This window comes from Nonomuraea sp. B10E15, from assembly GCF_039871615.1.
Classification (GTDB): domain Bacteria; phylum Actinomycetota; class Actinomycetes; order Streptosporangiales; family Streptosporangiaceae; genus Nonomuraea.
In genome coordinates this window covers 17812-42352 of record NZ_JBDPMB010000042.1, presented here as the reverse complement: position 1 = coordinate 42352, position 24541 = coordinate 17812, and the positions used below count along the sequence as shown (strand labels likewise).

The 24541-nt window shown below is 69.9% G+C and carries 22 protein-coding genes; 8 read left to right on the top strand and 14 right to left on the bottom strand.

The window, feature by feature from the left end; all coding sequences use genetic code 11:
• Window positions 1-58 precede the first annotated feature (58 nt).
• From ABGB14_RS48885 to ABGB14_RS48870, 4 genes are all read right to left on the bottom strand, one after another.
• Window positions 59-811 (bottom strand): CBASS oligonucleotide cyclase, encoded by a 753-nt coding sequence (locus ABGB14_RS48885; protein ID WP_347650742.1) that lies wholly within the window; start codon window positions 809-811, stop codon window positions 59-61.
• 187 nt (window positions 812-998) lie between these two features.
• Window positions 999-3809 carry a vitamin B12-dependent ribonucleotide reductase gene (locus ABGB14_RS48880; protein WP_347650741.1) on the bottom strand — a complete coding sequence of 937 codons (2811 nt, stop codon included), beginning with the start codon at window positions 3807-3809 and terminating at the stop codon, window positions 999-1001.
• Window positions 3806-4261 carry a transcriptional regulator NrdR gene (gene nrdR / locus ABGB14_RS48875; RefSeq protein ID WP_347617844.1) on the bottom strand — a complete coding sequence of 152 codons (456 nt, stop codon included), beginning with the start codon at window positions 4259-4261 and terminating at the stop codon, window positions 3806-3808. The genes ABGB14_RS48880 and nrdR overlap by 4 nt, the downstream gene beginning before the upstream one ends.
• A gap of 533 nt (window positions 4262-4794) precedes the next feature.
• Window positions 4795-5205 (bottom strand): LysM peptidoglycan-binding domain-containing protein, encoded by a 411-nt coding sequence (locus tag ABGB14_RS48870; RefSeq protein WP_347650740.1) that lies wholly within the window; start codon window positions 5203-5205, stop codon window positions 4795-4797.
• A 966-nt stretch (window positions 5206-6171) separates the two neighbouring features.
• On the opposite strand from ABGB14_RS48870, the gene lexA reads away from it, so the two are divergent.
• Window positions 6172-6882 (top strand): transcriptional repressor LexA, encoded by a 711-nt coding sequence (lexA, locus tag ABGB14_RS48865; protein ID WP_347650739.1) that lies wholly within the window; start codon window positions 6172-6174, stop codon window positions 6880-6882.
• 342 nt (window positions 6883-7224) lie between these two features.
• Here lexA and ABGB14_RS48860 read toward each other — a convergent pair whose 3' ends face one another.
• Window positions 7225-8067 carry an aminoglycoside adenylyltransferase domain-containing protein gene (locus ABGB14_RS48860; RefSeq protein WP_347650738.1) on the bottom strand — a complete coding sequence of 281 codons (843 nt, stop codon included), beginning with the start codon at window positions 8065-8067 and terminating at the stop codon, window positions 7225-7227.
• Window positions 8068-8133: 66 nt separating this feature from the next.
• Between ABGB14_RS48860 and ABGB14_RS48855 the strand changes: the two genes are divergently transcribed.
• Window positions 8134-9249 (top strand): aminotransferase class I/II-fold pyridoxal phosphate-dependent enzyme, encoded by a 1116-nt coding sequence (locus tag ABGB14_RS48855; protein ID WP_347650737.1) that lies wholly within the window; start codon window positions 8134-8136, stop codon window positions 9247-9249.
• A gap of 100 nt (window positions 9250-9349) precedes the next feature.
• On the opposite strand, the gene ABGB14_RS48850 is transcribed toward ABGB14_RS48855, so the two are convergent.
• Window positions 9350-10231 (bottom strand): glycerophosphodiester phosphodiesterase family protein, encoded by an 882-nt coding sequence (locus ABGB14_RS48850; RefSeq protein WP_347650735.1) that lies wholly within the window; start codon window positions 10229-10231, stop codon window positions 9350-9352.
• Window positions 10232-10431: 200 nt separating this feature from the next.
• Here ABGB14_RS48850 and ABGB14_RS48845 point away from each other — a divergent pair, with 200 nt between their 5' ends.
• Window positions 10432-11790 (top strand): MFS transporter, encoded by a 1359-nt coding sequence (locus ABGB14_RS48845; RefSeq protein WP_347650734.1) that lies wholly within the window; start codon window positions 10432-10434, stop codon window positions 11788-11790.
• Here ABGB14_RS48845 and ABGB14_RS48840 read toward each other — a convergent pair.
• On the bottom strand, window positions 11741-12211 hold the full coding sequence (locus ABGB14_RS48840; protein ID WP_347650733.1) for a TIGR03618 family F420-dependent PPOX class oxidoreductase: 471 nt from the start codon (window positions 12209-12211) through the stop codon (window positions 11741-11743). The two genes, ABGB14_RS48845 and ABGB14_RS48840, sit on opposite strands and share 50 nt — an antisense overlap.
• 58 nt (window positions 12212-12269) lie before the next feature.
• On the bottom strand, window positions 12270-12671 hold the full coding sequence (locus ABGB14_RS48835) for an ester cyclase (protein WP_347650732.1): 402 nt from the start codon (window positions 12669-12671) through the stop codon (window positions 12270-12272).
• A gap of 37 nt (window positions 12672-12708) precedes the next feature.
• Between ABGB14_RS48835 and ABGB14_RS48830 the strand changes: the two genes are divergently transcribed.
• From ABGB14_RS48830 to ABGB14_RS48820, 3 genes are all read left to right on the top strand, one after another.
• Window positions 12709-13920: an amidohydrolase gene (locus ABGB14_RS48830; protein ID WP_347650731.1), complete on the top strand. Its 1212-nt coding sequence runs from the start codon at window positions 12709-12711 to the stop codon at window positions 13918-13920.
• Between the two features lie 59 nt (window positions 13921-13979).
• The gene (locus ABGB14_RS48825) at window positions 13980-15074 is read left to right on the top strand and encodes a PrsW family intramembrane metalloprotease (RefSeq protein ID WP_347650730.1); all 1095 of its coding nucleotides are present in this window, start codon (window positions 13980-13982) and stop codon (window positions 15072-15074) included.
• A gap of 351 nt (window positions 15075-15425) precedes the next feature.
• Window positions 15426-16046: a pyridoxamine 5'-phosphate oxidase family protein gene (locus ABGB14_RS48820; protein ID WP_347650729.1), complete on the top strand. Its 621-nt coding sequence runs from the start codon at window positions 15426-15428 to the stop codon at window positions 16044-16046.
• Between the two features lie 22 nt (window positions 16047-16068).
• Here ABGB14_RS48820 and ABGB14_RS48815 read toward each other — a convergent pair whose 3' ends face one another.
• Together ABGB14_RS48815 and ABGB14_RS48810 are read right to left on the bottom strand one after the other, a co-directional pair.
• Complete coding sequence (locus ABGB14_RS48815) at window positions 16069-16236, bottom strand: hypothetical protein (protein ID WP_347650728.1); 168 nt, start codon at window positions 16234-16236, stop codon at window positions 16069-16071.
• Window positions 16237-16879: 643 nt separating this feature from the next.
• Entirely contained in the window at window positions 16880-17329 is a 450-nt protein-coding gene (locus ABGB14_RS48810) for a hypothetical protein (protein WP_347650727.1), read from the bottom strand.
• A gap of 71 nt (window positions 17330-17400) precedes the next feature.
• Between ABGB14_RS48810 and ABGB14_RS48805 the strand changes: the two genes are divergently transcribed.
• A complete protein-coding gene (locus ABGB14_RS48805; protein ID WP_347650726.1) occupies window positions 17401-18507 on the top strand; it encodes an MFS transporter in 1107 nt (368 codons plus the stop codon).
• Window positions 18508-18582: 75 nt separating this feature from the next.
• Entirely contained in the window at window positions 18583-18834 is a 252-nt protein-coding gene (locus ABGB14_RS48800; protein WP_347650725.1) for a hypothetical protein, read from the top strand.
• A 61-nt stretch (window positions 18835-18895) separates the two neighbouring features.
• Here the strand turns inward: ABGB14_RS48800 and ABGB14_RS48795 are convergent, their stop codons facing one another.
• Genes ABGB14_RS48795 through ABGB14_RS48780 form a run of 4 tightly spaced genes read right to left on the bottom strand, consistent with a single transcriptional unit; the run spans window position 18896 to window position 24521 of the window.
• Window positions 18896-20593 (bottom strand): ABC transporter family substrate-binding protein, encoded by a 1698-nt coding sequence (locus tag ABGB14_RS48795; protein WP_347650724.1) that lies wholly within the window; start codon window positions 20591-20593, stop codon window positions 18896-18898.
• Window positions 20594-20611: 18 nt separating this feature from the next.
• The gene (locus ABGB14_RS48790) at window positions 20612-22633 is read right to left on the bottom strand and encodes an ABC transporter ATP-binding protein (RefSeq protein ID WP_347650723.1); all 2022 of its coding nucleotides are present in this window, start codon (window positions 22631-22633) and stop codon (window positions 20612-20614) included.
• Window positions 22630-23538, bottom strand: a complete 909-nt coding sequence (locus ABGB14_RS48785; RefSeq protein WP_347650722.1) for an ABC transporter permease — start codon at window positions 23536-23538, stop codon at window positions 22630-22632. The genes ABGB14_RS48790 and ABGB14_RS48785 overlap by 4 nt, the downstream gene beginning before the upstream one ends.
• Complete coding sequence (locus ABGB14_RS48780; RefSeq protein ID WP_347650721.1) at window positions 23535-24521, bottom strand: ABC transporter permease; 987 nt, start codon at window positions 24519-24521, stop codon at window positions 23535-23537. The genes ABGB14_RS48785 and ABGB14_RS48780 overlap by 4 nt, the downstream gene beginning before the upstream one ends.
• Window positions 24522-24541: the final 20 nt, after the last annotated feature.

Below are 24541 nucleotides of genomic sequence, written 5' to 3'. Positions count from 1 at the left end.
TCTGGTCCGTGCCGGGGCGACCTTCGTCAAGGGCAAGCTCGTCGAGCGGCCCGCGGAATCACCGGCGATCGAGGACCAGTCGAGAGCCGCCTAGAAGATCTTGATCCACAGGTCTTGACGATTGCTCGAAAAACTGCTCGAGCGCTGCGGTGTAGTCGTTGAGGTCCAACCCATTATCGGCGAGGTGAACCCACAACAGTTCAACCATGAAGCTCTTGCACTTGAACTCGCCATCGCGCCTTTTCTGTAGGCGGGCCCACCATTTTGTGAACCGGATGAGCTGCGTCAGGTGCACCGGGTGCGCCTTCTTCCGACCCCGGATGAAGTCCAGATGCTGGCGAACGCTGGTCTTCAACCTCTCGCCACTCACTTTGTTCACGAGATAGCCAACGTCATCCGGCTCTCCCTCATAGAGGACCGGAACCACGTCTACCTCAAGCCCGGTGCCCGCGAAGGTCACAGTGACGCAGTGGGTGTTTGCGACGATCTGATCATCGGACAGAACGGGATACGCTTCGACGACCCGGTCGCGAACCCAGCTGACGAGCCCCGGCGTATCGTCAGGCGCCAGCTCCGCCTTCACATAGACAGCTAGGTCGCGATCATTGACGCTCCGCAAAGCGGTGCCCTTGGCTACCGAACCGGCGTGCAGAGCCTTCACGAAACCATAACCGGGCGAAGCGGCCACCTTCGCTTCGATCCGCTCACGAAGCCTGTTGACCTGCGCACGCTGATCGTCAACCTCGGACTTCTTCAGATTGACCTTGTCACCGGCGAACGCAACGAGATCAGCATGTTCGATTTGGGGCATCCGAGACCCGCTTCCACTGCGTTGCATCTAATGCAACGTTGTTGCTCCTGATTGCTTGCGCCCGGCCCAGCTAGGCCGGGCGGTGTAGGGGCGGCCAGGCAACATACCTCGCCACCCCTCTTGACCAGCAGCTATCTCGTTAGGCGTACAACGCCGAATGTTGTATCCGCTACAACTTGGCCTGTTTTCAGCTGCAGCCGCTGGTCGAGCCGCAGCCCTCGCAGACGTAGCAGCTGCCGGCCGGGCGCATCTTGGTGCCGCAGGTCATGCAGAGCGGCGCGTCCGCGGTGAAGCGCTGGTGGCTCTCCAGCGTCAGCTCGGCGACCGGCTGCTCCGCCTCGGGCTGGGTCCTGGTCTCGATGGGCGCCGACTGGGCCAGCGCCTCGCGGTCGACCGGCTCCTGGAGCGCCGCGGGGTCCTCGCCCCGCTGCTGCGCCGCCCGCTCGGCCGCCGAGAAGATGCCCAGGGCCGCCCGCTCCTCATAGGGCAGGTGGTCGAGCGCCAGGCGGCGGAAGATGTAGTCCATCACCGACGTGGCCATCCGGATGTCCGGGTCGTCCGTCATGCCGGCCGGCTCGAACCGCATGTTCACGAACTTGCTCATGTACGTCTCCAGCGGCACTCCGTACTGGAGCCCGATGGAGATCGCCACGGAGAACGCGTCCATGACGCCCGCCAGCGTCGAACCCTGCTTGGACATCTTGAGGAAGACCTCGCCGAGCCCGTCGTCAGGGTAGGAGGAGGCGGTCATGTAGCCCTTGGCGCCGCCCACGGTGAACCGGGTGGTCATGCTCGGCCGCTGGTTGGGCATGCGCCGGCGGGTCGGCCGGTTGACCTCGACGACCTTGACCTCGGGCTCCGCCTGCGGCTCCTCCTTCTTGGAGCCGTTGCCCGCCGACAGCGGCTGGCCGACCTTGCAGTTGTCGCGGTAGACGGCCAGGGCCTTGAGGCCGAGGCGCCAGCCCTCGGCGTAGACCTGCTCGATGTCGTCGATCGTGGCCGACTCGGGCAGGTTGACCGTCTTCGAGATGGCGCCGGACAGGAACGGCTGCGTGGCCGCCATCATCCGCACGTGACCCATGGGCGCGATCGCCCGCTCGCCCATCGCGCAGTCGAACACCTCGTAGTGCTCCCGGCGCAGGCCGGGCGCGTCGACGACGTGACTGTGCTCGGCGATGTGCTCGACGATGGCCTCGATCTGCTCCTGCTGGTAGCCGAGCTGCTTGAGCGCCCGCGGGATCGTCTGGTTGACGATCTGCATGGAACCGCCGCCGACCAGCTTCTTGAACTTGACCAGCGCCAGGTCCGGCTCGATGCCCGTCGTGTCGCAGTCCATCATGAGGCCGATGGTGCCGGTGGGGGCGAGCAGGCTGGCCTGGGCGTTGCGGTAGCCGTGCTTCTCGCCCAGCTTGAGGCACTCCGACCACTGGCGCGAAGCCTCGGAGTGGATCTTCGCGTCCATGGAGCCCACCGTGCGCAGGTCGTCGTTGGCCGCCGCGTGCTTGCGCATGACCCGCTTGTGCGGCTCGGCGTTCCTGGCATATCCGTCGTACGGCCCCACCACGCCCGCCAGTTCGGCGCTGCGCCGGTAGGACACGCCGGTCATCAGCGACGTGATCGCCCCGGCCACCGCCCGGCCGCCGTCGGAGTCGTAGGCGTGCCCGGTGGCCATCAGCAGCGCGCCCAGGTTGGCGTAGCCGATGCCGAGCTGCCGGTAGGCGCGGGTGGTCTCGCCGATCTTCTCGGTCGGGAAGTCGGCGAACGAGATCGAGATGTCCATCGCGGTGATGATCAGCTCGGTCAGCTTGACGAAGTCGGCGACGTTGAAGGAGTTGTCGTCCTTCAGGAACTTCAGCAGGTTGATGCTGGCCAGATTGCAGGACGAGTTGTCCAGATGCACGTATTCCGAGCAGGGATTACTTGCCGTGATACGTCCGGTTTCCGGGGTGGTGTGCCAGTCGTTGATCGTGTCGTCGTACTGCAGGCCGGGGTCGGCGCACTCCCAGGCGGCCTTGGCCATCTTGCGGAAGAGGCCTCTGGCGTCGACCTTCTCGATGACCTCACCGGTCAGGCGGGCGCGCAGGCCGAAGTCGCCGCCCTTCTCCACCGCCCGCATGAACTCGTCGGAGACGCGCACCGAGTTGTTGGCGTTCTGGTACTGCACGGAGACGATGTCCTTGCCGCCCAGGTCCATGTCGAACCCGGCGTCGCGCAGCGCGCGGACTTTGTCCTCCTCGCGCGCCTTGGTCTCGATGAACTCCTCGATGTCGGGGTGGTCGACGTCGAGCACCACCATCTTGGCGGCCCTGCGGGTCGCGCCGCCGGACTTGATCGTCCCCGCGGACGCGTCGGCGCCGCGCATGAACGACACCGGGCCGCTGGCCGTGCCGCCGCTGGAGAGCAGCTCCTTGGAGGAACGGATGCGGGACAGGTTGACCCCGGAGCCCGAACCGCCCTTGAAGATCACGCCCTCTTCTTTGTACCACTCCAGGATCGACTCCATCTGGTCGTCCACGGAGAGGATGAAACACGCCGACACTTGCTGCGGCGACTGGGTGCCGACGTTGAACCAGACCGGCGAGTTGAACGCGAACACCTGGTGGGCGAGCGCGTGCTTCAGCTCGTGGTCGAAGATCTCGGCGTCCTCGTCACCGGCGAAGTAGCCGTGCTCGATGCCCGTCCTCGTGTAGACGCCGACGACCCGGTCGATCAACTGCTTCAGGCTCCACTCGCGCTGCGGGGTGCCCACCGCGCCGCGGAAGTATTTCGTGGTCACGATGTTGGCCGCGTTGACCGACCAGAACGCGGGGAATTCGACACCCCGCTGCTCGAAGTTGACCGAGCCGTCGCGCCAGTTGGTCATGACGACGTCGCGGCGCTCCCACTGGATCTCGTCATACGGGTGCACACCGGGCTTGGTGAAGATGCGCTTCATCTTCAGTCCCTTACGCGGACGCTTGCCCCCGCGCGCCACTGAACCGCTGGCCGTCTCCGTCATGACTCCCCCTTCTCCGCCTTCAACTGTGAGATCTCGGCTTCGAAGTCCGCCAGGCTCTCGAAACCGCGATACACCGATGCGAAACGCAAATAGGCCACCTCGTCGAGCTCCCGCAGCGGGCCGAGGATCGCCAGGCCCACCTCGTTGGAGGGGATCTCCGCCGCGCCCTTGGCCCTGATGGCCTCCTCCACCCGCTGCCCGAGCTGCGCCAGCGAGTCCTCGCTGACGGGTCTGCCCTGGCAGGCGCGCCGCACGCCTGCGACGACCTTCTCCCGCGAGAACGGTTCCGTCACTCCGCTGCGCTTGCTCACCATGAGCAGTACGGTCTCCTGCGTGGTGAACCTGCGCCCGCACTCGGGACAGGTGCGCCGGCGCCTGATGGCCGCACCGTCGTCCGTCGAACGGCTGTCGATGACCCTGGTGTCAGGGTGGCGACAGAACGGGCAGTGCACTCTTTCGCCTCCAAGGCCCCTGCTTCACCACGAATCCGAACCCGCACGAGGGGACGCTCGCGCACGCTCCATGGCTGACCACGGAACGGTGGCATAACCACAAGGTGTGGTGAACCTACATCGGTGTAACTACTAGATGTTGTGGTCCAACCGTAGAAGCGTGCGACCATGAACGCAAGTTGAGCCACTCCATCGCACCGAAGTCGCTGATCAGCCCGCCATCCTCTTCTGTCCCGGGCGTGTCGTGCCTTCGCGAGGGGCGTTCGCCCAGTTGAGCGTGTCACAAGAGTTGTGCGCGGCCTCTTCGGCGAACGATCCTCACAACGCTACCGGAGGTCACTTCGACCACCACGCCCCCTGCTTGCGCGCCCATGTCGCCTCCGCCCGGGCCCTTGCCTCCGCGGCGCCGTGCGGCGGGCTCCCGGCGACCAGCCGCCGTCCGCGGGTCGCGGCGGGACGGTGGTGAGCTCACCGGGCGTGGACGGCAGGTGAGCCGGCCGAACGAGGGCGGCGGGAGAGCTGGCCGGCAGCGGTCAGCGTAAGGTGGCCTCGTCTTTCGGGAGGTAGAGACGGCTGCCGGGGCGGATGAGGGAATCGGGCAGGCCGTTCAGCCGCTTGATCTCCTCCACCAGGACTGCGGGATCCCCGCCACGGGAGAGGGCGTCGGCGATCACCCGCAGTGTGTCTCCCTCACGGACCTCGACCCACGGCAACCCCGCGTGGGCCGGCATCATGACGTGGACGGCGGCGTGCCCGGCGGTGCGCGTACCGAGCCAGAACCCGCCCAGGGACAGCAGCGCGGCCGCCACCACCAGCACGACCCGCCCGCGCCTGGTCAGCCGTAGCGGCGGGGTGGTCCGGCGGCGCAACGTGGCGGGGGCCGGCTGCCGCTGCCGCCGCTGCCGCCGTTCCGCCGCTCGGCGACTCCGCAGCCGCGCGATCAACTTTCCGGCCCCCGCCTTCCTCTTCGCTCCGGTCTCCCTCCGCGTCCGGGCCTCGCCCTTCGCCCCGATATCGGCCCTCGTCGAGGCCCCTCCCGCCTCGCTCTGGGCTCTCCGGCCGCCGTTTCGCGTCGTCCCGGGCCCGCTCCTCCGGCTCCCGGCCCGGGGTGTCCCGGGCGCGGTCTTCCGGGTTTCGGTCTGGGCTGCCCCGGCAGGGGTCCTCCGGCTTCTCGTCTGGGTGGTCCGGGGCCCGAGCCTCCGGGTTTCGGCCCTGGGGTGCGTTTGGGCCCGGGTTTCCGCGTCGGTGAGAGGGCCGGCTCCTGCCGGGGGCTCGGCCCCTGTCGTGTTCAAGCCTCTCGGCCCATACCGGCTCGTGGCCCCCATCCGTCGCGAGGCCGCGGTTGAGGCCCGCTTCTCCCTGCCGCCGGCTCCCGCGCCCGCGTTCGCGGCGCGTCTTCGGGTGGAGACGGTCGGGTCGCCGTCGGCGGCGGACCGGACCGGCGGCACGGTGTCGTCGGTCGCTCCGCCCGTGCGGGGCGGCGGGACGAGGCGCAAATGGGATCTTCCTTCGCTATTCGAACGGGACCCCAACCTCTTGCCGGAATTACCGCTGGCGACGGGCTGTGTACGCGTATTGTCTCCCCGTCGATCCTTGCTCTGCGTGGCATCGGCGATGAGGGTGAGCTGTTTGGCGTCTTCGCTGGTCGTGTCCATGTTTGTGGGTGTTCGCATGGATGACCTCCTGCCGTGTGGCCCGAGGAAAAGGCCAAATAAAGATCAGCAAATCGAACACGATGTCGATCGAACTCCCGTACGATGTTGTACACCACGCACGCGATATTTTCGAGGAAGACTCGAACAATTGTTTGAAGATGATCTTCAACAGAGATACGGTCGCTGTGTGCGACATCAAGACCACGGACTGGGAGGTTCGCCGGTGAGGCGGGCCGCCAGGCGAGGAGGAAGAGCATGACCGAGCGGGATGACACGAACGGGGTCAGCGACCTCGCGGTGCGACGGCGAGATTCCCTGGGCCTGACCCCCAGGCAGCGCAAGATCCTGGAAGTGATCCGCGACTCGGTGCAACAGCGCGGCTATCCGCCCTCCATGCGCGAGATCGGCGAGGCGGTGCAGCTGACCAGCACCTCCAGCGTGTCCCACCAGTTGACGGCGTTGCAGCGCAAGGGCTATCTGAGGCGTGACCCGCACCGGCCCCGCGCGCTCGAGGTGCGGCTGCCCGGTGAGCCCGTGATGTGGGTCGATCCTGACGCCGCCCCCGACGTCGAGTCCACCGTGAGCCGCCCCACGGCCGCCTACGTGCCGCTCGTCGGGCGCATCGCCGCCGGTGGGCCGATCCTGGCCGAGGAGAGCGTCGAAGACGTCTTCGCCCTGCCCAAGCAGCTCGTCGGTGAGGGCACCCTCTTCCTCCTCCAGGTCACCGGTGACTCGATGATCGACGCGGCCATCGCCGACGGCGACTGGGTGGTCGTCCGCCAGCAGCCGGTGGCGGAGAGCGGCGACATCGTGGCCGCGATGATCGAAGGCGAGGCCACGGTCAAGACCTTCAAGCGCAAGGACGGCCATGTCTGGCTCGTCCCCCACAACCCCAACTACGAGCCCATTCCCGGTGACGAGGCCAGCGTCCTGGGCAAGGTCGTGGCGGTTCTCCGGCGGCTCTAGCCCGCCGGGGTGACCAGGCGCGCGTCCAACCGCACGCGCCGCGATGACGGCGCGCGCCACCAGCACACATGCCACGGGGGACGACACGGCCCATCATTCCCGGGCTTGTCGCCATCTCGCCGGCCCGTCCTCGAAGAGTCCTAAGCGCGGGCGTTCCACCCCCGCCGCAGTCCCCGGCCGGCGGGCGAAACCCCCGGTGCGCACGTTCACGGGACTGCCCGTGCGCACGCGTACGCGATCGCGTCGTTTCCGGGGACACGCGGTCGGGGCCTTTCGCGATCCCGGGCGTGACCGGCGCCAACGCCGCGACGAGCGCCTGCGGGTCGTGTGCAGCGATGCCGGTCAGCGGGCGGCGTACAACGCGTGCGCGGACGTGATCGCCTGCCCGGCGAAGCCCAGCACGTCCTTCCTGCGCTCGAACGGAGAGCCGTAGAGCGACTGCCGGGGAGCGCCGAAATGGTCACCCAGCCCCGAGGTCAGGCTGCCGAGCGTCGGTGCCGCGGTATCCTCCTCGCGTACGCGCAGCGCCTCGTTCACCACGCGGTGCCAGCGCTCGGGGAACGCCTCCAACGCGTACCGCCCGGCCTCTGTCTTGGAGGTGATGTCGCCGGTCGCGAGCGTGTAGTGCAGGCGTGCGACGCCCGTGACGACCCACAGTGTGCCGTATCCGCCCAGGCAGATCAGGCCCCAGGGCGTGGCCAGCCGGGAGGCCCGGCTCACCAGCCGTCGCCAGTAGCGGTCGAGGTTGTCGTCGGTCCAGGCGGCCAGCGCGTCAGGATCGTTCCAGATCTCGAACTCGTCCGGTTTGGGCCCGCGGCAGGTCAGCCCGTGTTGCGCCAGCGTGTGCCAGGTGATCGGGTTGAGCGCGCCCCGGCGGTTGAGCCTGCCGTGCTGCGCCTGCGGACGGGTGCCCAGGCCGTCGGGGCTGCGGCGCAGGTCGTCCCAGGTCAGGTACACACCGTCGAAGGGGTGGGCGCCGAGCCGGGTGTGGATGCGCTCCAGCACGTCTTCGGGCGGGGCGGCGGCCGTGACGGCGATGAAGTCCACGTCGCTCGTGCTCGGCCGGTAGTCGCCCAGGGCCGCCGAGCCCTCGAGGTAAAGCCCCTCCACCAAGCCGGGCGCCTCCATGTCGGCGATCGACAGGTAGGTCTCGACAATGGCATCGATCTTCGAGTGGGGCATCATGGCCGCCCAGCCTGCCACAACCGGCGGCAGCACCTCATCAACATTCGAGAATCCTAAAATGGGTGGGTGGATTACGCATATACCCCTGAAGGGGTCAAAGCCACACACGACGGTTTGAAATGGGCAGCGGTCGAGCCGAACGTGATCCCCGCCTGGATCGCCGACATGGATCTTCCCACCGCACCAGAGGTGATCGAGGCGCTGCGGCGCCGGGCAGGCGGCGACCTCGGCTATCCGGCCTGGCTGACCGATCCCTCCGCGGGGCCGCTGGCCGAGGCCTTCGCCGAGCGCATGGCTGTCAGGTACGGCTGGGCGGCCGACCCCGCGCTCGTACGCTCGTTCAACGACCTCAACCAGGCGCTCCAGGTGTTCCTCCACACCTGCACCGAGCCGGGCGACGGCGTCGCCTTGCACACCCCCGCCTACCACCCGTTCCTGTCGACGCTGGACCTCATGGAACGCCCCCTCCGCCCCATCCAGATGGAACCCGACGGCGACTCGTGGCGCTTCGAGGTGCCCGACCTGACGGGCTGCCGGGTGCTCCTCCTGGTCAACCCGCACAATCCGACCGGCAGGGCCTTCACCCGCGCGGAGCTGACCGAGCTGGCCGAGCACGCCGAGCGCCACGATCTGCTGGTCCTCGCCGACGAGATCCATGCCGACCTCGTGTACGAGCCGTACCGCCACATCCCGTTCGCCACGATCCTCCCCGACCGCACCGTCACGCTGACGTCCGCGACGAAGGCGTTCAACCTGGGCGGCATCCGCTGCTCTGTCGCCCACCTCGGTCACCCGGGCGCCCGCAAGGCGCTGGAGGCGCAGCCGCCCTTCGTGTACGGCTCCGCGAACGTGTTCGGCGTCGAGGCCACGGTCGCGGCGTGGCGGCACGGGGACGCCTGGCTGGAACGGACCCTCGCCCTGCTCGACCGCAACCGGCACACGATCGCGGCCCGCCTGCCGGAGACGTTCGGCTACCGGGTGCCGGAGGCGACGTACCTGGCCTGGCTGAGCGTCGGCAGGCCTGGCCTGGCCGAGGTCTTCGAGCGCGAGGCCGGCGTACGGCTGAACGAAGGCGCGGACTTCGGCCCCGGCGGCGCAGGCCACGTACGGCTCAACTTCGCCACCACCGAGCCCATCCTCGCCGAGATCCTCGACCGCCTGGCCGGGGCCCATCCGGGTTGACCACGGAACGGCCACCAGCTCCGGGACCGGTCAGGGACAGGCGGTCGGGCACGGAAGGTAGGGCCGGGAGGCCGGCGGTGGGAAGGGGGTCGCCTGGAGGTCAGGCGTCGGTCAGGTCGCGCAGCACGTCGGGTCTGTTGGTGATGATGCCGTCCACCCCGTACGAGATCATCCGGCGCATGTCGTCCGGGTCGTCGACCGTGTAGGTGAGGACCTCCATGCCGAGCCCGTGCACGCGCCGGACGTACGCGGACGTGAGCGTGGTGTACGGCGGGTTGATCTGGTCGGCGAACGTGGCCAGCGAGGGCAGTTCCGTGGTCGCCGGCGTGCCGAGCAGCCCGATCGGCACGCCGGGCATGAGCCGGTGGAACGTCCGCATCGAATCCCAGTCGAACGACTGCACGACCAGCCGACCCGGTGCCAGCCAGCGGGGGTTGCGCCGCAGCTCGGCGGCGATGCGGGCCTCGATGCCCGGGTACCGGTCGGGGGCCTTGACCTCGAGGAGGAGGCCCATGCCCGAGCCGCTCATCGCCCGCAGCGCCTCGCCGAGCGTGGGCACCGGCTCGCCCGCGTGCTCGCCGGAGAGCCACGAGCCGGCGTCGAGGTCGCGGATCTGGGAGTAGGTGAGGTCGCCGACGTTCCACGGCGACAGGCCGGGGAAGACCTCCTCGGCGTCGGTGGTGCGGGTCAGGGTGGTGTCGTGCATGAGGACCAGCCGGTGGTCCTTGGTCTCCTGGACGTCCAGCTCGAACATGTCGGCCCGCTGCTCGTCCGCGAGCTCGAAGGCGGCGATCGTGTTCTCGGGGGCGTACGCGGACGCGCCCCGGTGGGCGACGTTGGCGACCGGCCGGCCGGTGTACGCGGAGGCGCTTCGGTGGGCGACGTCGGCCACCGGCCGGCCGGTGGTTGCGGGCGCGGTCCCGGTGAGCGCGGTCAGGGCGGCGAGGGTGGTCGCGATGATGAGGGCGAGTCGTCTGGACATGGGTCTCCTCTGCTGGGGAGAGGCCTACGACTCGACAGTCACAAGATCGCATGACGTGCAGTTGAGTGCAGAGTAGCCCTGCGGTGCCCTGGTGGTGAGCATCCGACACGCGGGCCTGCCGCAGCGTCGACGTTCATGACCCTTTAATCTGAAATGTGCATTATCGCGGGGCGTTGGCCGTTCTTCTGTCGGCTTGGTTCATGGCGCAGTTCGACTTCTTCGTGGTGAACGTCGCCGCCCCTTCCCTCGAACGTGACCTGCACGCCGGCCCCGCGGCCCTGGAGCTGATCGTGGCCGGCTACGCCTTCACGTACGCCGCCGGAATGATCACCGGCGGGCGGCTCGGCGACCGGTACGGCTACCGGCGCGTGTTCGTCTGGGGAGTGGCCGCGTTCACGGTGGCGTCGGTGCTGGCCGGGGTCGCGCAGACCCCGGCCCAGCTCGTCGCCGCCCGCCTGCTGCAGGGGCTGGCGGGCGCCGCCATGGTGCCGCAGGTGCTGGCCACGATCTCCGCCGTCTATCCGCCGGGCGAGCGGGCACGTGCCATCGGCTGGTACGGCGCGACGGGCGGCCTCGGCTCGATCGCCGGCCAGGTGCTGGGCGGCCTGTTGCTGACGGCCGACGTGCTCGGGCTCGGCTGGCGGGCGGTCTTCCTCATCAACCTGCCCGTCGGACTGGTCGTCGTGCCGCTGGCCTGGCGGCTGCTCCCGGAGGTGGAGACGCAACGCCGGTCCCGGCTCGACGTGCCGGGCGCGGCCGGGCTGGCGGCCGGGGTGGCGTTGCTGCTGGTGCCCATGGGCCTCGGCAACAGCCTGGGCTGGCCCCTCTGGACGTGGGCGTGCATGGTGGCGAGCGTCCCGGTGTTCGCGCTGACCTGGCGCTGGTTGCGGGCGCTCGGAGCGCGCGGCGGGCAGCCGGTGCTCGACCTGGCCCTGCTCAGGGTCCACTCCTACCTGGCGGGCGTCGGGTCGATCGTCGCCTTCATGGCGTACTTCGCCTCGTTCATGTTCACGCTGACGTTGCTGCTCCAGACCGGGCTGGGGCTCACGGCGTTCGAGGCGGGCCTGGCATTCGCGCCGATGGGCGCGATGTTCACGCTCACCTCGTTGCTCGGGGTCCGGCTGGTCAGGAGGCGCGGGCTGATCGTCGTCATCGCGGGCGGACTGGTGGTCGTGCTCGGGCTGGTCCTGCTCCTGGTGGCGGCCGGCCAGGGGCTGCCGTACGTGCTGGTCGCGCTCATGCTCGTCGGCGCCGGCAACGGCCTGGTGCTGCCGCAGCTCATCGGGGCGGCGCTGGTCGAGGTCGAGCCCCACCAGGCCGGCATCGGGTCGGGAGCGCTGAGCACCGCCCAGCAGTTCGCGGGCGCGGGCGGCGTGGCCGTGATCGGCGCGCTCTTCTTCGCCGTCGCGGAGGGCGGGCGCCACGTCGCGGCCATGCGCTGGTCGGCGGCCGTCGACCTGGCACTCGTCCTGGTCGTGATCGCGTCGGTGGCCTACAACCGGCGCCGCGCTATCCGGCGGGCGTGGCCAGAGCGGTCCCGTACAGTTGCGACACCCTGAGCCTGATCACCAGCCGCCGGTCATCGGCCATCCGGCGCAGGAAGGTGGTGGGGTCGCCGACGTGCTGCTGCATGGCCAGGAGCTCCAGTCCCACCTCGTCGCCCGGATCGGTGGTCACCGGCGACAGCTCCGCCTCGCCCTCGGCCACGGCGTAGGAGGCGAAGTCGTCGCTGGCCACGTAGAGGGCGCCGCGCGGGTCCTTGTGGAGGTGCCTGACCTTGAGCCGCTCGCCCATGGTGGAGATGCGCACGACGCGCTGCTGGGGATCCCACGTGTACTGGACGGTGGACATGTGCGGGTGGCCGCTGCTCTTGTTGGTGGCCAGCGCCCCGAATCGCTGACCGCTCAGCAGCTGGGACAGCTCGCCGTCACTCAGCGAGCGGGGTGGCGGGCCCGCCTCGGGCGCGTACTCCTGTGACATGCACCATCCTGTACGTACCGCGTGCACGACCTAGGGTGCACCGACATAGAGAGATATGTCAGCCTATCCCCAGTTCCCTGCTGAAGGTCTGGGCGTCCGAGATCACCCAGTATTCGGCGAACCTGTCGCCCTCGGCCCGCAGGATGTCGTGCCCGCTGAAGGCCACCCTGGTCCCCTCGGCCACGGTCGCGCCGGGGAGACCGCCCCGGTAGGCGCCGGTGAACGTCCACCTGGCCGCCACCAGGTCGCCGTCCGGGATCGGGCCGACGTCGAGCGTGACCGCGACGTCGTCGAAGGGGGCGTAACCCTGCCTGAGCACCTCGATGAGCTCGCCCGGCCCCGACACCTCCATGCCTGGCCAGTGCCCGGTGAAGCCGGGGGTGACCAGTTCGTGGGCGAGCTCGAAGTCGCCGTTCCACATCTCGAGCAGCCATCGCCTGTACAGGTGGGAGATCGTCATTCAGAGCCCCTACCCGCCCACCTGTAAGTTACGGGTCATGAAACTCGCTATCATCAGCGGATTTGTCGTTCCGGTCGACGGAGACCCCATCGACGGCGGCACCGTGCTCATCGAGGACGGGAAGATCACCGCGGTGGGCCGGGACGTGGCCGTGCCGGAGGGGGCTTCCGTGGTGGACGCGGGCGGCGGGTGGGTGCTGCCCGGCTTCGTCGAGGCCCACGGCCACCTGGGCGTGCACGAGGAGGCGGAGGGCTGGGCCGGTCAGGACACCAACGAGATGACCGACCCGAACGGCGCCCGCCTGCGTGCCCTCGACGCCATCAACCCCGCCGACCTGGGCTTCGCCGACGCGCTGTCGGGCGGCGTGACCACGGCAGTGATCAAGCCGGGCTCCGGCAACCCGATCGGCGGGCAGACGGTCGCCGTGAAGTGCTGGGGCAGAAGCGCGGACGAGATGCTGATCAGGGAGCCGGTGAGCGTCAAGAGCGCCCTGGGCGAGAACCCCAAACGCGTGTACGGCGACCAGAAGAAGCTGCCCTCCACCCGGCAGGGCGTGGCCGCGGTGATCCGCGACGCGTTCATGAAGGCGCAGGACTACCGGGCCAGGCGGGCGGCCGCGCAGGCGGAGGGCAAGCCGTTCGACCGCGACGGCACGCTGGAGATCCTCGTCCGCGTGCTGGACGGCGAGCTGCCGTGGTGCCAGCACACGCACAGGGCCGACGACATCGCCACGGCGCTCAGGCTGGCGGCGGAGTTCGGCTACCGGGTGGTGATCAATCATGGCACCGAAGGTCACCTGCTGGCCGACACCCTCGCCGCCAGGAACGTTCCGGTCATCATCGGCCCGCTGTTCACCAGCCGGTCGAAGGTCGAGCTGCGGCAGCGCTCGCTGCGCAACCCCGGCATCCTGGCACGGGCGGGCGTAGAGGTGGCCATCACCACCGACCACCCCGTCGTGCCCATCCACTTCCTCGTCCACCAGGCCACGCTCGCGGTCAAGGAGGGGATGGACCCGGCCGAGGCGCTGCGGTCGATCACCGTGAACCCGGCCAGGATCATGGGCCTCGACGACCGGGTCGGCTCCCTGCGCCCCGGGCTCGACGGCGACGTGGTCATCTGGTCCGGCGACCCGCTGGACGTCATGAGCCGGGCGCGGAGGGTGTTCATCTCCGGCCGGGAGGTGTATTCGTACACCGACGGCGAGCCCGTCGTGGCCGACCCCTATTACCGCGAATCAAGTGACCGTTAAGCGCCTGTAGATGCGCGGCCCGCATAGTGGGCGGACCGAACGGGAAGTGAGGCAGCACGATGACAGCTCCGCCCCAGAGCATCCTCTCCCAGCGCCCCAGCAAGGCCCTGCTGATCGGCCTGGTCGTCTCTGGCGTGCTGGCGCTGCTGGTGCTGGCGGTCATGCTGGTGTCGGGCGGTCCCGTCGGCTTCGGCCTGGCCGCGCTGCTGGCCGTGGCGCCGCTGCCGGTGCTGCTCGCCGCGGTGCTCTCCCTCGACCGGCTGGAGCCCGAGCCCAAGCTCAGCCTCGCGTTCGCGTTCGCGTGGGGCGCGGGGCTGGCGATCGTGCTGGGCATCGCGCTGACGGTCGTGGGGCAGCAGCTGTTCGTCCGGGCCGGGTTCGGCGCCGCGGTCGTCGACGACGTGGGCGCCGTCGTGCTCGCCCCGGTGATCGAGGAGGCGCTCAAGGGCTCGGCGCTGCTCCTGCTCCTGCGCAGGCGCAGGGAGATCGACGGCCTGACCGACGGCATCGTGTACGCCTCCATGGCCGGCCTCGGCTTCGCCGCCGTGGAGAACGTCGGCTACTACCTGCTGGCGTTCGCGGAGGACGGCGCCGGCGGCGCGGTGCAGTTGTTCGTCGTGCGGGGCCTGATCGACCCGCTCGGCCACCCGGTCTACACCTCCATGATCGGTGTGGGGGTCGCGTACGCGCTCACCCGGCGCACCGCGGGAAGGTACGCCGCGATCCCGCTGGGTTACCTGGCCGCCGTCTTCCTGCACGCACTTTGGAACGGCGCCGCCACCACGGGATCGCTGGCCTGGCTGGGCCTGGCCTACCTGGTGATCATGGTGGCGCTGGTCGCCCTGATCGCCGTGACCGTCGCCGAACGCCGTCACCTCGTCGCCAGGATGGGCGCCTACCTGCCCGGCTACGCGCCGACCGGGCTGGTCACCGAGGCCGACGTCAGGATGCTCAGCACGCTGCCCGGCCGTAAGCAGGCGCGCAAGTGGGCCAGGAAGGCGGGGCTCGGCCGGGCCATGAGCGACTACCAGCAGGCGGCGACCGAGCTGACCATGCTGCACCTGCGGGCCGAGCGGCAGGGCATGGACCCCGCCCGGTTCGCGGCCGAGCGCGACGCGTACCTGACGGCGATGGCGCACGCCCGGCGCTGGTAGCGGTGTGGTGATGTGGCCCGCGGGGTCCGGAACTCTGGCAGGCACGCCAGCGTACGCGTCCGTCACGCCGGGTACGAGACCTCATCCGGCAAGGCGAGGAAAGGACCGGACATGATCCCTGGCTGCGGCAACTGCAACTGCAACGACGCGATGTACGAAGGCAAGCCGTCCCACTGGACCACGTTGCGCGTCGAGTAACGGCACCGCGCCGGGGCCGCCCTCCTGTCCCACCACGGCCGGCCCCGGCCCGCCCGTTCGAGCCCGGGCGCGGAGCTCGTACTGCGGGCAAGCTCACAGGATGCTCGGCCCGATTCCCTGACAAAATAGGGGAAACCCTCGAAGGGAGATCAGATGAGCTGGGCGGAGATCGGGTCCGAGGACGAGTTGCGCGAGCTCCTCGGCGAGGTGATGCCGAGGGCCGCGAACAAGGAGCGCGTGCGCCTCCACCAGCGCGACCGCGACTGGCTGGCGGCCTCGCCGTTCTGCCTGGTCGCCACGTCGGACGACAAGGGCGCCTGCGACGTCTCGCCCAAGGGGGACCCCGCCGGGTTCGTGCATGTCATCGACGACACCACGATCGCGATCCCGGACCGCCCGGGGAATCGCCGGGCGGACGGATTCCTCAACGTCCTGAAGAATCCGAATGTGGGGTTGATCTTCCTCATTCCCGGCCGCAACGAGACCCTGCGCATCAACGGCCGGGCAAGGCTCGTACGCGATGCCCCCTTCTTCGACGAACTGATCGTCAAGGGTCACCGGCCGCACCTCGCGCTCGTGGTGGAGATCGAGCAGATCTTCTTCCACTGCGCCAAGTCGTTCCTGCGCTCCGCGCTGTGGAAGCCCGGCACCTGGCGCCCCGACGTCCTGCCCTCGCACGCCAGGCTGGTCAAGGAGGTGCAGGTGGTCGAGGAGAGCGTGGAAGAGCTGGAGACCTACTACGGCAAGGCCTACGCCGAGAAGTTGTACCGCTGACGCCGGAGCCCCGGGAGGGCCGTCAGGCGGCGGAGGTGGGGCCGCCGGGAAAACGGATCACGTTTCTGCCGGTGTAGGCCCGCAGATCGATCACTTTGGGGTCGGCGGGCGGCTTGCGGCGGTCCGCTGTGCGGATATAGCGGACCTTGTGCCTGGCGATGTGTGGCGGCACCGCCACCAGCCTCGTCATCGTGAGCCCCCCGTGATGTCCTTGTTATTTCTGTGTCTACAGAAACCCCCGTAAATTCGGCGTAAGGAGCAGTTCAGTAGGGAAGCGTGCGACCCGCAGGCGAGCGCAGGTCCAGCTCCACCGCCGGCCGCGGGCGCCGTTTGGCGGTCGACTTCACGACTCTCACGCGTTTCACGGTCGTCCCCCTTTCTGAACGCGTGCCCTGTCTCCTGCGACGATGCGCCGCGCCGCTTGACGGCGGCATGCCGGGCACTCGTCACCCGCCATGCGCGCCAACCTAACCGGGGCTCACTGATCGGCTCAATGCATTTCCCGACAGAGAAGGTGTCTCGGGTGCCCGGTGTGAACCGCGCGGCGACCCCGATCCGGTCTCAGGCGCCCGCCTCTTCCGCCGGCCCGAGCGTGGCGCGCTCCGCCGGGGTGCAGCCGATGGCCTGGCGCCAGGCCGCCACCGGCCATGGACGCTCGTCGCTTTCGCCGGCCTTCTCAGGTCGCGGCTGTGCGTCTCCACACAGTACCCGCAGCTGGTGACCTGGCCGGCACGCAGCCTGACCAGCACGAAGGCAGCTGCTCGCTGTCGTGCAGGAGCTGCTCCGCCGCGCAGGAGACCGCGCAGAAGACCGCGCAGAACACGGTGGCGGGTCTAGCCTTTGCAGTTGCCCCAAGCCGCGCGTCCGCCCCAGGCCTCGACGCGGTTGCTGGAGTCGCGGGTCCAGCCGGAGTAGCGCACGCACTTCCAGGCGCCGTCGATGTGGCCCGTCTCGGCGTAGTAGCGGTATTTCTGCACGTCCTCGCTCCGGCCGCCGCCCCGGACCTCGAGGTGGGCGCCGGTCACCGTGCGGGCGCCCTTGTACGCCGTCTTGATCGCGGCGACGCAGTTCTTGCCGCTGCGCTTGCTATACATCAGATAAACGTGCCCGAACACCGCTCCCGCGCGGGTCTTCATCGCGCGGTGGCCGTCCTTGACCCGGTGGAAGCCGGGGCCGCAGACGCGCTCGGGGGTGTAGGCGGCCGATCCGGCGTAAGCGGCGGAGGGGAGGGCGGCGATTCCGGTGGCGGCCAGGGCGGTCGCGATGACCGTGCGGATAAGCACGTGTGTCCTTTCGGCAGGCGGCAATAAGGACATCGTCGATCTTTACTGTGACTTGACCAAAATTTCAAGGGGTGCTGGTCATCATGCCGCTGATCGCGGTCTGCGCGGTGTGGGGTGTGTTCTGGGGTTCGTGGTCGGTCCTGCTGCCCGCCGTCAAGCTTGAGCTGGGGTTGTCGGCGAGCGACCTGGGGCTGGCGCTGAGCGCCGTACCGGTGGGGGCGCTGCCCGCGATGGCGCTGGCCGGCAGGCTCGCGCGCGGGCGCGAGCGGGCGGCTCTGCTGGGGTTCACCGTGCTGTTCGCGCTGAGCGTGGCGGGCATCGGGCTGGCGGGCACGGCCTGGCAGCTGGCTCTCGCGCTCCTGCTGGTCGGCGCGGCGAGCGGCGCGCTCGACATCGCGCTCAACCTGGCCACGGGGCGGGCCGAGCGCGAGAGCGGGCGCCGGCTCTTCCAGCCCGTGCACGCCGCCTTCCCCGTCGCGGTCATCGCCGCCGCGCCGGCCACCGGGCTGGCCCGCTCGCTCGGTCTCAGCGCCGGTGCGGTGCTCGTGGCGATCGGCCTGATCGTGATCGCCGCCTCGCTGACGCTGCTCGCGCTGCCGCTGGGGCGCGGTCTGCCGGTCACCTCCTCCGAGATCGACCGGCGCAGCCTCGTGGGGGCCGCGGCGCTGCTCGGAGCGCTCGCCGCCTGCGTGCTGACCATCGAGAACTCGGTCGAGCAATGGTCGGTGCTGCTGCTGGAGGAGCACCGCGGGGCGTCCCCGCTGACGGCCAGCGCCGCGCCCGCGGTCTACATGGGGGCGTTGACGGCCGGGCGGCTCATCGTGCAGGCGCTGCCAAGGACGCCGCTCAGGGCGCTGTACCTGGTGGCGGGGGCGGGCGGCGGCGCGGGCATCGTGCTGGCCGGTCTGGGCGGCAGCGTGCCGGTCTCCATGGCCGGGTTCGCGCTGGCTGGGCTGGCGCTCGGCCCCATGGTGCCCGCCCTGCTCAGCCGGGCCGCCGCCGACGACGCCGGCGGGACGCTGGTGTGGTGGGTGTCGACGATCTCGTACACCGGGTTCGTGGCCAGCCCTCTGCTGGTCGCCGGGCTCAGCGGCTGGCTCGGCCTGCCCGCCGCGCTGGCGGCTCTCGGGCTGCTCGGCCTGCCGCTGATAGGCCGCTTCGTGGTGCGCGGGCCGTGACGGACGGCCGGAATACGGCCGCTGTTTGGGGAAAGGAGACCCACGAACTGCGGATCCAGTGCAAAGGGGATCATCATGGCTGTCTGCGAGACCTGCGGCAACGACTACGACATGGCGTTCGAGGTGCGCGCGCAAGGGGCCGTGCACACCTTCGACTGCTTCCAGTGCGCGATCGAGGCGATGGCGCCCATCTGCGAGCACTGCGGTACGAAGGTCATCGGGCACGGCGTCCAGTCGGGCGAGCACTGGTACTGCTGCGCCCATTGCGCTCGGGAGGAGGGGACCAAGGGCCTCGTCGACCGCGTCACGGCCGGCGCGTCCACCTGACGGCGGCCGCCGCCACCGCCACCGGCGGCGCGGGGGCGGGGCGAGCGGCCGGCCGGGCGCGTCAGCGCATGAAACCGATGTCCTCGTAGCGGAGGTCGTAGAAGCCGCGCGCCCCCACGTTGGCCAGCGTCTCCCGGGTCGCGACGATCTGCGGCCGCTGGTAGAGCGGCAGCACGGTCACCAGCTCCCAGATCAGCCGGTCCGCCTTGTTGGTCTCCTTGCGGGCCTGCACCGGGTCCAGGCTCTGGGCGGCCCGGCTCATGGCCTCGTCGACCGCCGCCGAACCGACGCGCCCGAAGTTCGCGTTCCAGGTCTTCCCGTCGGGCGCGTTCGCGTAGATGCCGTAGCTGCTCGAGACCGGGAACGGTGTGCCGATGTAGGCGAACGGCGTGATGTCGAAGTTCCCGGGGATCACGTACTTGCTGAAGAAGTCGTCGCTGGGCACGGCCTTGATGGTCAGTTTCACGCCGATCTGTGCCAGCATGCTCTGCGCCAGCTCGCCCTCCGACTTGCTGAGCTGCACCCCCGACGGCACCACGAAGCGCAGGTCGAGGGGCCTGCCGTCCTTCTGCCTGACCGTGCCGCCCGCGCCCGCGAGCTTCCAGCCGGCCGCGTCCAGCAGCTTCTTGGCCCGCTCCGGGTTGTAGACGCCCAGGGCGCCGGCGTTGTCCTGGTAGCCCTCCTGCGTGTTCATGAAGAAGTGGTTGTTCAGCAGCGCGATCGGCCAGTCCAGCCCCTGCATGTCGGACCGGGCGATGGCCTGGCGGTCGATGCCGAGCTGCACGGCCAGCCGCACATCGCGGTCCTTGAGCAGCTCGCTCGACCCGTTGAAGGTGAAGTGCCGGAAGTCGGGGCCGGCCGCCTGCCGCACCTGCGCGCCCTGGGCGGCCCTGGCGCGGGCGAGATCCGGGGCGGACGGGCCGAGGTCGACGACGTCGAGCTCGCCGTTGCCGAACGCGCCGATCAGCGCGTCCTGCTCCGACGCCCGGTAGATGATCTTGTCGAGCTTGGCCCGGTCACCCCACCAGGTCTCGTCCCGTACCAGCGTGATCGTCTTGGCCGTCTGGTCGAATCCGCCGAACTTGAACGGACCGGCCGACACCGGGATCTTGTTCAGCCAGGCGTTGTTGAAGGACTCGGGCGTGCGGTTGGCGGCGGCGGGCAGCAACGGCGAGAAGAGCGACTGCCAGTCCCCGAAGGGCCGGTCGAACGTCACCACCACCTCGAAGTCGTTCTTGCCCCGCGCCACCTGCCCGATGTCCTGATAGCCGGTGGACGAGGCGATGCGGAAGTCAGGGTCGCGCCCGTTCAGCGCCCGCCACTGCGCCCGGTAGTCGGCCCACGTGATCGGCCGCCCGTCGGACCATCTGGCCTTGGGGTTCAGCGTGTACGTGACCACCTGCTGGGGCCGCCGCTCGGTCACCCTCGCGTCGATCACGTAGTTGTCGTTGACCGTGATCTCCGCCTTCTCGTCCGACAGGAACGGCGAGGGCAGCAGCGCGTTGCTGACCACGGCGGCCATCGCCAGGTTGCCGTCGACGTGGTTCCTGTTCCACTGCGCGGGGAACTCGTTGATGCCCCACCGCAGCGTGCCGCCGTCCTCGACCTTGTCGCGCGGCTGCGGGTTGACGTCGTAGGCCTTCGGCGCACGGTCGTCCCCCGCCGTGCCGCCGCCTCCCGAGCCGCCCCCGCCGCCGCAGGCAGCCAGCAGGAGCGAGCCCGTCACGGTGACGGCCACGACAAGACGTGATGCTTTCATCGAGCGATTACCTCCTGGTCATACGACGTCGCGCCGCTCGGCGTAGTGGCAGGCCGCGCCCTGGTCCGCGCCCAGCGGGCGTACCTCGGGCTCGACGTCCACGCAGAGCCTGCGCTCGTCCCCGGTGAGCTCCGCGCGGAACTTCGGGCATCTGGTGCGGAAGCGGCAGCCCGTCGGAGGGTCAGCCGGGCTGGGCAGGTCGCCTTCGAGCAGGATCCGGTCCCGCGCGCGCTCACGCACCGGATCGGGCAGCGGGATCGCCGACAGCAGGGCCTGCGTGTACGGATGCATCGGAGCCCGGTAGACGGCGTCCACCTGCCCGATCTCGGCGATCCTGCCGAGGTACATCACGGCCACCCGGTCGGCGATGTGGCGCACCACGGCCAGGTCGTGCGCCACGAACAGGTAGGACAGGCCGAGCCTGGCCCTGAGCGAGCCGAGCAGGTTGATTACGCCGGCCTGGATCGACACGTCGAGGGCAGAGACCGGCTCGTCCAGCACGAGCAGCCGGGGCTCCAGCGCGAGCGCGCGGGCGATGGCGATGCGCTGCCGCTGCCCGCCGGAGAAGTCCTGCGGGTAGCGGGCGGCGTGCGAGGGGTCGAGGCCGACCAGCGCGAGCAACTCGGCGATCCGCCGTCCTGGACGCCGCTGCCCGTGGGTGCGCAGAGGCTCGGCCAGGATGTCGTGCACCGTCATGCGCGGGTCGAGCGAGGCCAGCGGATCCTGGAAGACGACCTGCATGTCGCGCCGGATCTCGGTGCGCCGCGCGGCGTCGAGCCGGGCGGTGTCGTGGCCGAGCACGGTGATGCTGCCCCGCTGCGGCGGGGCCAGCTCGAGGATCTGTGTCAGCGTGGTGGTCTTGCCGCTGCCCGACTCGCCGACCAGTCCCAGCGTCTCGCCCTGGCGCAAATCGAAGTCGATCCCGGCCACCGCGTGCACGGTGCCGATCCTGCGCCTGAACAGCGCCCCCTTGAGCAGCGGATAGTCCTTGACCAGGCCGCGCACCTCCAGCACCGCGCGCCGCGGCCGCCGCGGCTGTCGCGGCGCGGCGCGGGGGGCCTCCGGCGCGCCGGCGGCGTACGGGGCCACCTCCTTCCAGCGGATGCACGCGGCGCGGTGCCCGTCTCCCACCTCGAACAGCGGCGGCTCGCGCTCCTCGCACGCGTCGACCCGCATCGGGCAGCGCGGCGCGAACGGGCACCCGGGCGGCAGCGCGGCCGGCGACGGCGGGCTGCCCTCGATCGGCGTCAGCGGCCGCCGCCCGCCCTCGTCGACGCGCGGGATCGAGCCGAGCAACCCCACCGTGTACGGCATCCGCGTCCGGTAGTAGACGTCGTCCACGCCGCCCACCTCGACCGGCCGGCCGGCGTACATCACCAGCACCCGGTCGGCGAAGCCGGCCACCACTCCGAGATCGTGGGTGATCATGATGATGGCGGCGCCGGTCTTCTGCTGCGCCTTCTTGAGCACCTCCAGCACCTGCGCCTGGACGGTCACGTCGAGCGCGGTGGTCGGCTCGTCGCAGATGATCACATCGGGGTCGTTGGCGATGGCCATCGCGATCATCACGCGCTGCCGCATCCCGCCGGAGAACTCGTGCGGGAAGGCCAGCGCCCGCTCCGAGGGGCGCGGGATGCCGACGAGGTCCAGCAGCTGCACGGCCCTGACCATGGCCGTCTCCTTGCCGACCCGCTGGTGCACGCGCACGGCCTCGGCGATCTGGTCGCCCACCCGGTAGACGGGCGTCAGCGCGGACAGCGGGTCCTGGAACACCATCGACATGGCCTTGCCGCGGCAGGAGGTCAGCTCCCGCGCGGGTGCGCCGATCAGCTCCCTGCCGTGCAGGCGTACGGACCCGGTGACGCGCGCGCCCGGGGGCAGCAGCCCCATGACGGCAGCCGAGGTGACCGACTTGCCCGATCCCGACTCGCCGACGATGCCGAGGACCTCGCCGCGGCGTACGGCCCAGCTCACCTCGCGCACGGCGGGCACGCCGCCGAACGACACGCTGAGGTCGCGCACGTCGAGCACCGGGCTCATCGCGCCCTCTTCGACGAGGGGTCGAACGCGTCGCGCAGGGCGTCGCCGACGAGGTTGACCGCGAGGACGGTGACCACCAGCAGCCCCGCGACGAACCAGAACGTCCACGGCGCGTAGACGGCCGTGCGCGAGCCGTCGGCGATGAGCGTCCCGAGCGAGACGTCCGGCGGCTGGATGCCGAACCCGAAGTACGACAGCGAGGTCTCGGTGAGGATCGCGGTGCTGACGTTGAGCGTGGCGTCCACGATGAGCAGGGACGACAGGTTGGGGATCACGTGGCGGAAGATGATCCGCACGGGAGGCACGCCCATGTAGCGGGCGGCCTGGATGAACTCCCGCTCCTTCGTCGAGATCGTCATCCCGCGGACGACCTTCGAGGTCACCATCCACAGGAACAGCGCCAGCGTGATCACGAACAGCGGCCACCGGCCGGACCCGAACAGCGGCGACATGATCGCCAGAACGAGGAACGCGGGCAGCACAAGCAGCAGGTCGCTCACCCAGGTCAGCGTCCGGTCGGTCCATCCCAGGAAATAGCCCGCGAACGCCCCGACCACGGCCGCCAACGCCGTGGACACCAGCGCCGCGAGCAGCCCCACGACCAGCGACTTCTGCATGCCGCGCAGCGTCACCGCGAAGACGTCGGCGCCCGTCTGGAGCGTTCCGAACCAGTGGTCGGGCGACGGCGGCTGCAGGAACGCGGTGAAGTCCTTGTCGAGGTAGCTCCACGGGCTGACCAGAGGCCCCGCGAAAGCCAGCAGGAACATCAGCGCGAGCACCGCGAACCCGAGCCGCCCCTGCCCTGAGCGGAAGAACCGCCCGGCGATCAGGCGCGTCCTGGACGGCGCGCCCGCCATGACGCCGTCGCGAAGCTCCTCGGCCAGCTCCTCCTCGGACAGCGTCATCGTGCCCGCACCCTCGGGTCGAGCGCGGCGTGCAGCAGGTCGGCGGCCAGCGAGGCGCACAACACGGCGACGGCCGCCAGGAGGGAGATGGCGGCGACGGTGTTGACGTCGTTGCGGAAGATCGAGTTGATCAGCTGCTCGCCCAGGCCGTGCCAGCCGAAGATCTTCTCGGTGAACGTGGCCCCCGTCAGCAGCGTCCCGAACGTGAACGCGAAGTAGGTCGCCACGGGGATGAGCGCGGTCCGCAGCGCGTGGCGGATGAGCGCCCTCCTTCTGCTCAGCCCTTTGGCCATGGCGGTGCGCACGTAGTCGGCGCCCAGCACGTCGAGCATCATGTTGCGCTGGTAGCGGCTGAAGACGGCGATGAGCCCCACCGACAGCGAGACGGTCGGCAGGATCAGGTGTTGCAGCCGGTCGAGCGCGTGACCCCAGAACCCGGTGTCGAGGCCGTCGCTGTATTCGCCGCTGACCAGGAACACCTGGCGGCCGAAGACGTGTTCGTTGGCCCACGTGGCCCCCAGGATCAGGATGTTGGCCAGCACCACCACCGGCACGGCGAGCACCACGAACGACAGGCCGGTCGAGATGCGGTCGAACCATCCGTACTGCCGGGCCGCGGCCAGCGCGCCGGCCAGCACGCCCAGCAGGCTCCCGCACGCCAGCCCCAGCACGACCAGCCGGAAGGTCACGCCCATGCGGCGTTTGAGGTCGTCGTTGACCGGTGTGCCTCCGACTGACCTGCCGAAGTCGCCGTGCAGCACGCCCGCCGCCCACGTGGCGTGGCGCTGCAGCAGGGGTGTCCTGTCGTTGAGGTTGAGCGCGGTCAGCTGGGCGTCGACCACGGCGGCCGGCGGCTTCGGCGTGCGGTCGGCGTAGTTGGAGCGGGGGTCGAGGGCCGTGGCCGCCAGAAGGTAGGCGAGACTGGCGGCCACCACGACGAGCACGGCGTAGTTGAGCAACCTGCGGGCAAGGAACCCCGCCATCGCTCCCCCTTCGACGCCGA

What these genes read in the sequence shown, in the direction of transcription:
- ABGB14_RS48885 (WP_347650742.1), bottom strand. Translation starts at nt 811, where the DNA reads ATGCCCCAAATCGAACATGCTGATCTCGTTGCGTTCGCCGGTGACAAG.
- ABGB14_RS48880 (WP_347650741.1), bottom strand. Translation starts at nt 3,809, where the DNA reads ATGACGGAGACGGCCAGCGGTTCAGTGGCGCGCGGGGGCAAGCGTCCG.
- lexA (WP_347650739.1), top strand. Translation starts at nt 6,172, where the DNA reads ATGACCGAGCGGGATGACACGAACGGGGTCAGCGACCTCGCGGTGCGA.
- ABGB14_RS48860 (WP_347650738.1), bottom strand. Translation starts at nt 8,067, where the DNA reads ATGATGCCCCACTCGAAGATCGATGCCATTGTCGAGACCTACCTGTCG.
- ABGB14_RS48850 (WP_347650735.1), bottom strand. Translation starts at nt 10,231, where the DNA reads ATGTCCAGACGACTCGCCCTCATCATCGCGACCACCCTCGCCGCCCTG.
- ABGB14_RS48845 (WP_347650734.1), top strand. Translation starts at nt 10,432, where the DNA reads ATGGCGCAGTTCGACTTCTTCGTGGTGAACGTCGCCGCCCCTTCCCTC.
- ABGB14_RS48840 (WP_347650733.1), bottom strand. Translation starts at nt 12,211, where the DNA reads ATGTCACAGGAGTACGCGCCCGAGGCGGGCCCGCCACCCCGCTCGCTG.
- ABGB14_RS48835 (WP_347650732.1), bottom strand. Translation starts at nt 12,671, where the DNA reads ATGACGATCTCCCACCTGTACAGGCGATGGCTGCTCGAGATGTGGAAC.
- ABGB14_RS48830 (WP_347650731.1), top strand. Translation starts at nt 12,709, where the DNA reads ATGAAACTCGCTATCATCAGCGGATTTGTCGTTCCGGTCGACGGAGAC.
- ABGB14_RS48825 (WP_347650730.1), top strand. Translation starts at nt 13,980, where the DNA reads ATGACAGCTCCGCCCCAGAGCATCCTCTCCCAGCGCCCCAGCAAGGCC.
- ABGB14_RS48820 (WP_347650729.1), top strand. Translation starts at nt 15,426, where the DNA reads ATGAGCTGGGCGGAGATCGGGTCCGAGGACGAGTTGCGCGAGCTCCTC.
- ABGB14_RS48815 (WP_347650728.1), bottom strand. Translation starts at nt 16,236, where the DNA reads ATGACGAGGCTGGTGGCGGTGCCGCCACACATCGCCAGGCACAAGGTC.
- ABGB14_RS48800 (WP_347650725.1), top strand. Translation starts at nt 18,583, where the DNA reads ATGGCTGTCTGCGAGACCTGCGGCAACGACTACGACATGGCGTTCGAG.
- ABGB14_RS48795 (WP_347650724.1), bottom strand. Translation starts at nt 20,593, where the DNA reads ATGAAAGCATCACGTCTTGTCGTGGCCGTCACCGTGACGGGCTCGCTC.
- ABGB14_RS48790 (WP_347650723.1), bottom strand. Translation starts at nt 22,633, where the DNA reads ATGAGCCCGGTGCTCGACGTGCGCGACCTCAGCGTGTCGTTCGGCGGC.
- ABGB14_RS48785 (WP_347650722.1), bottom strand. Translation starts at nt 23,538, where the DNA reads ATGACGCTGTCCGAGGAGGAGCTGGCCGAGGAGCTTCGCGACGGCGTC.
- ABGB14_RS48780 (WP_347650721.1), bottom strand. Translation starts at nt 24,521, where the DNA reads ATGGCGGGGTTCCTTGCCCGCAGGTTGCTCAACTACGCCGTGCTCGTC.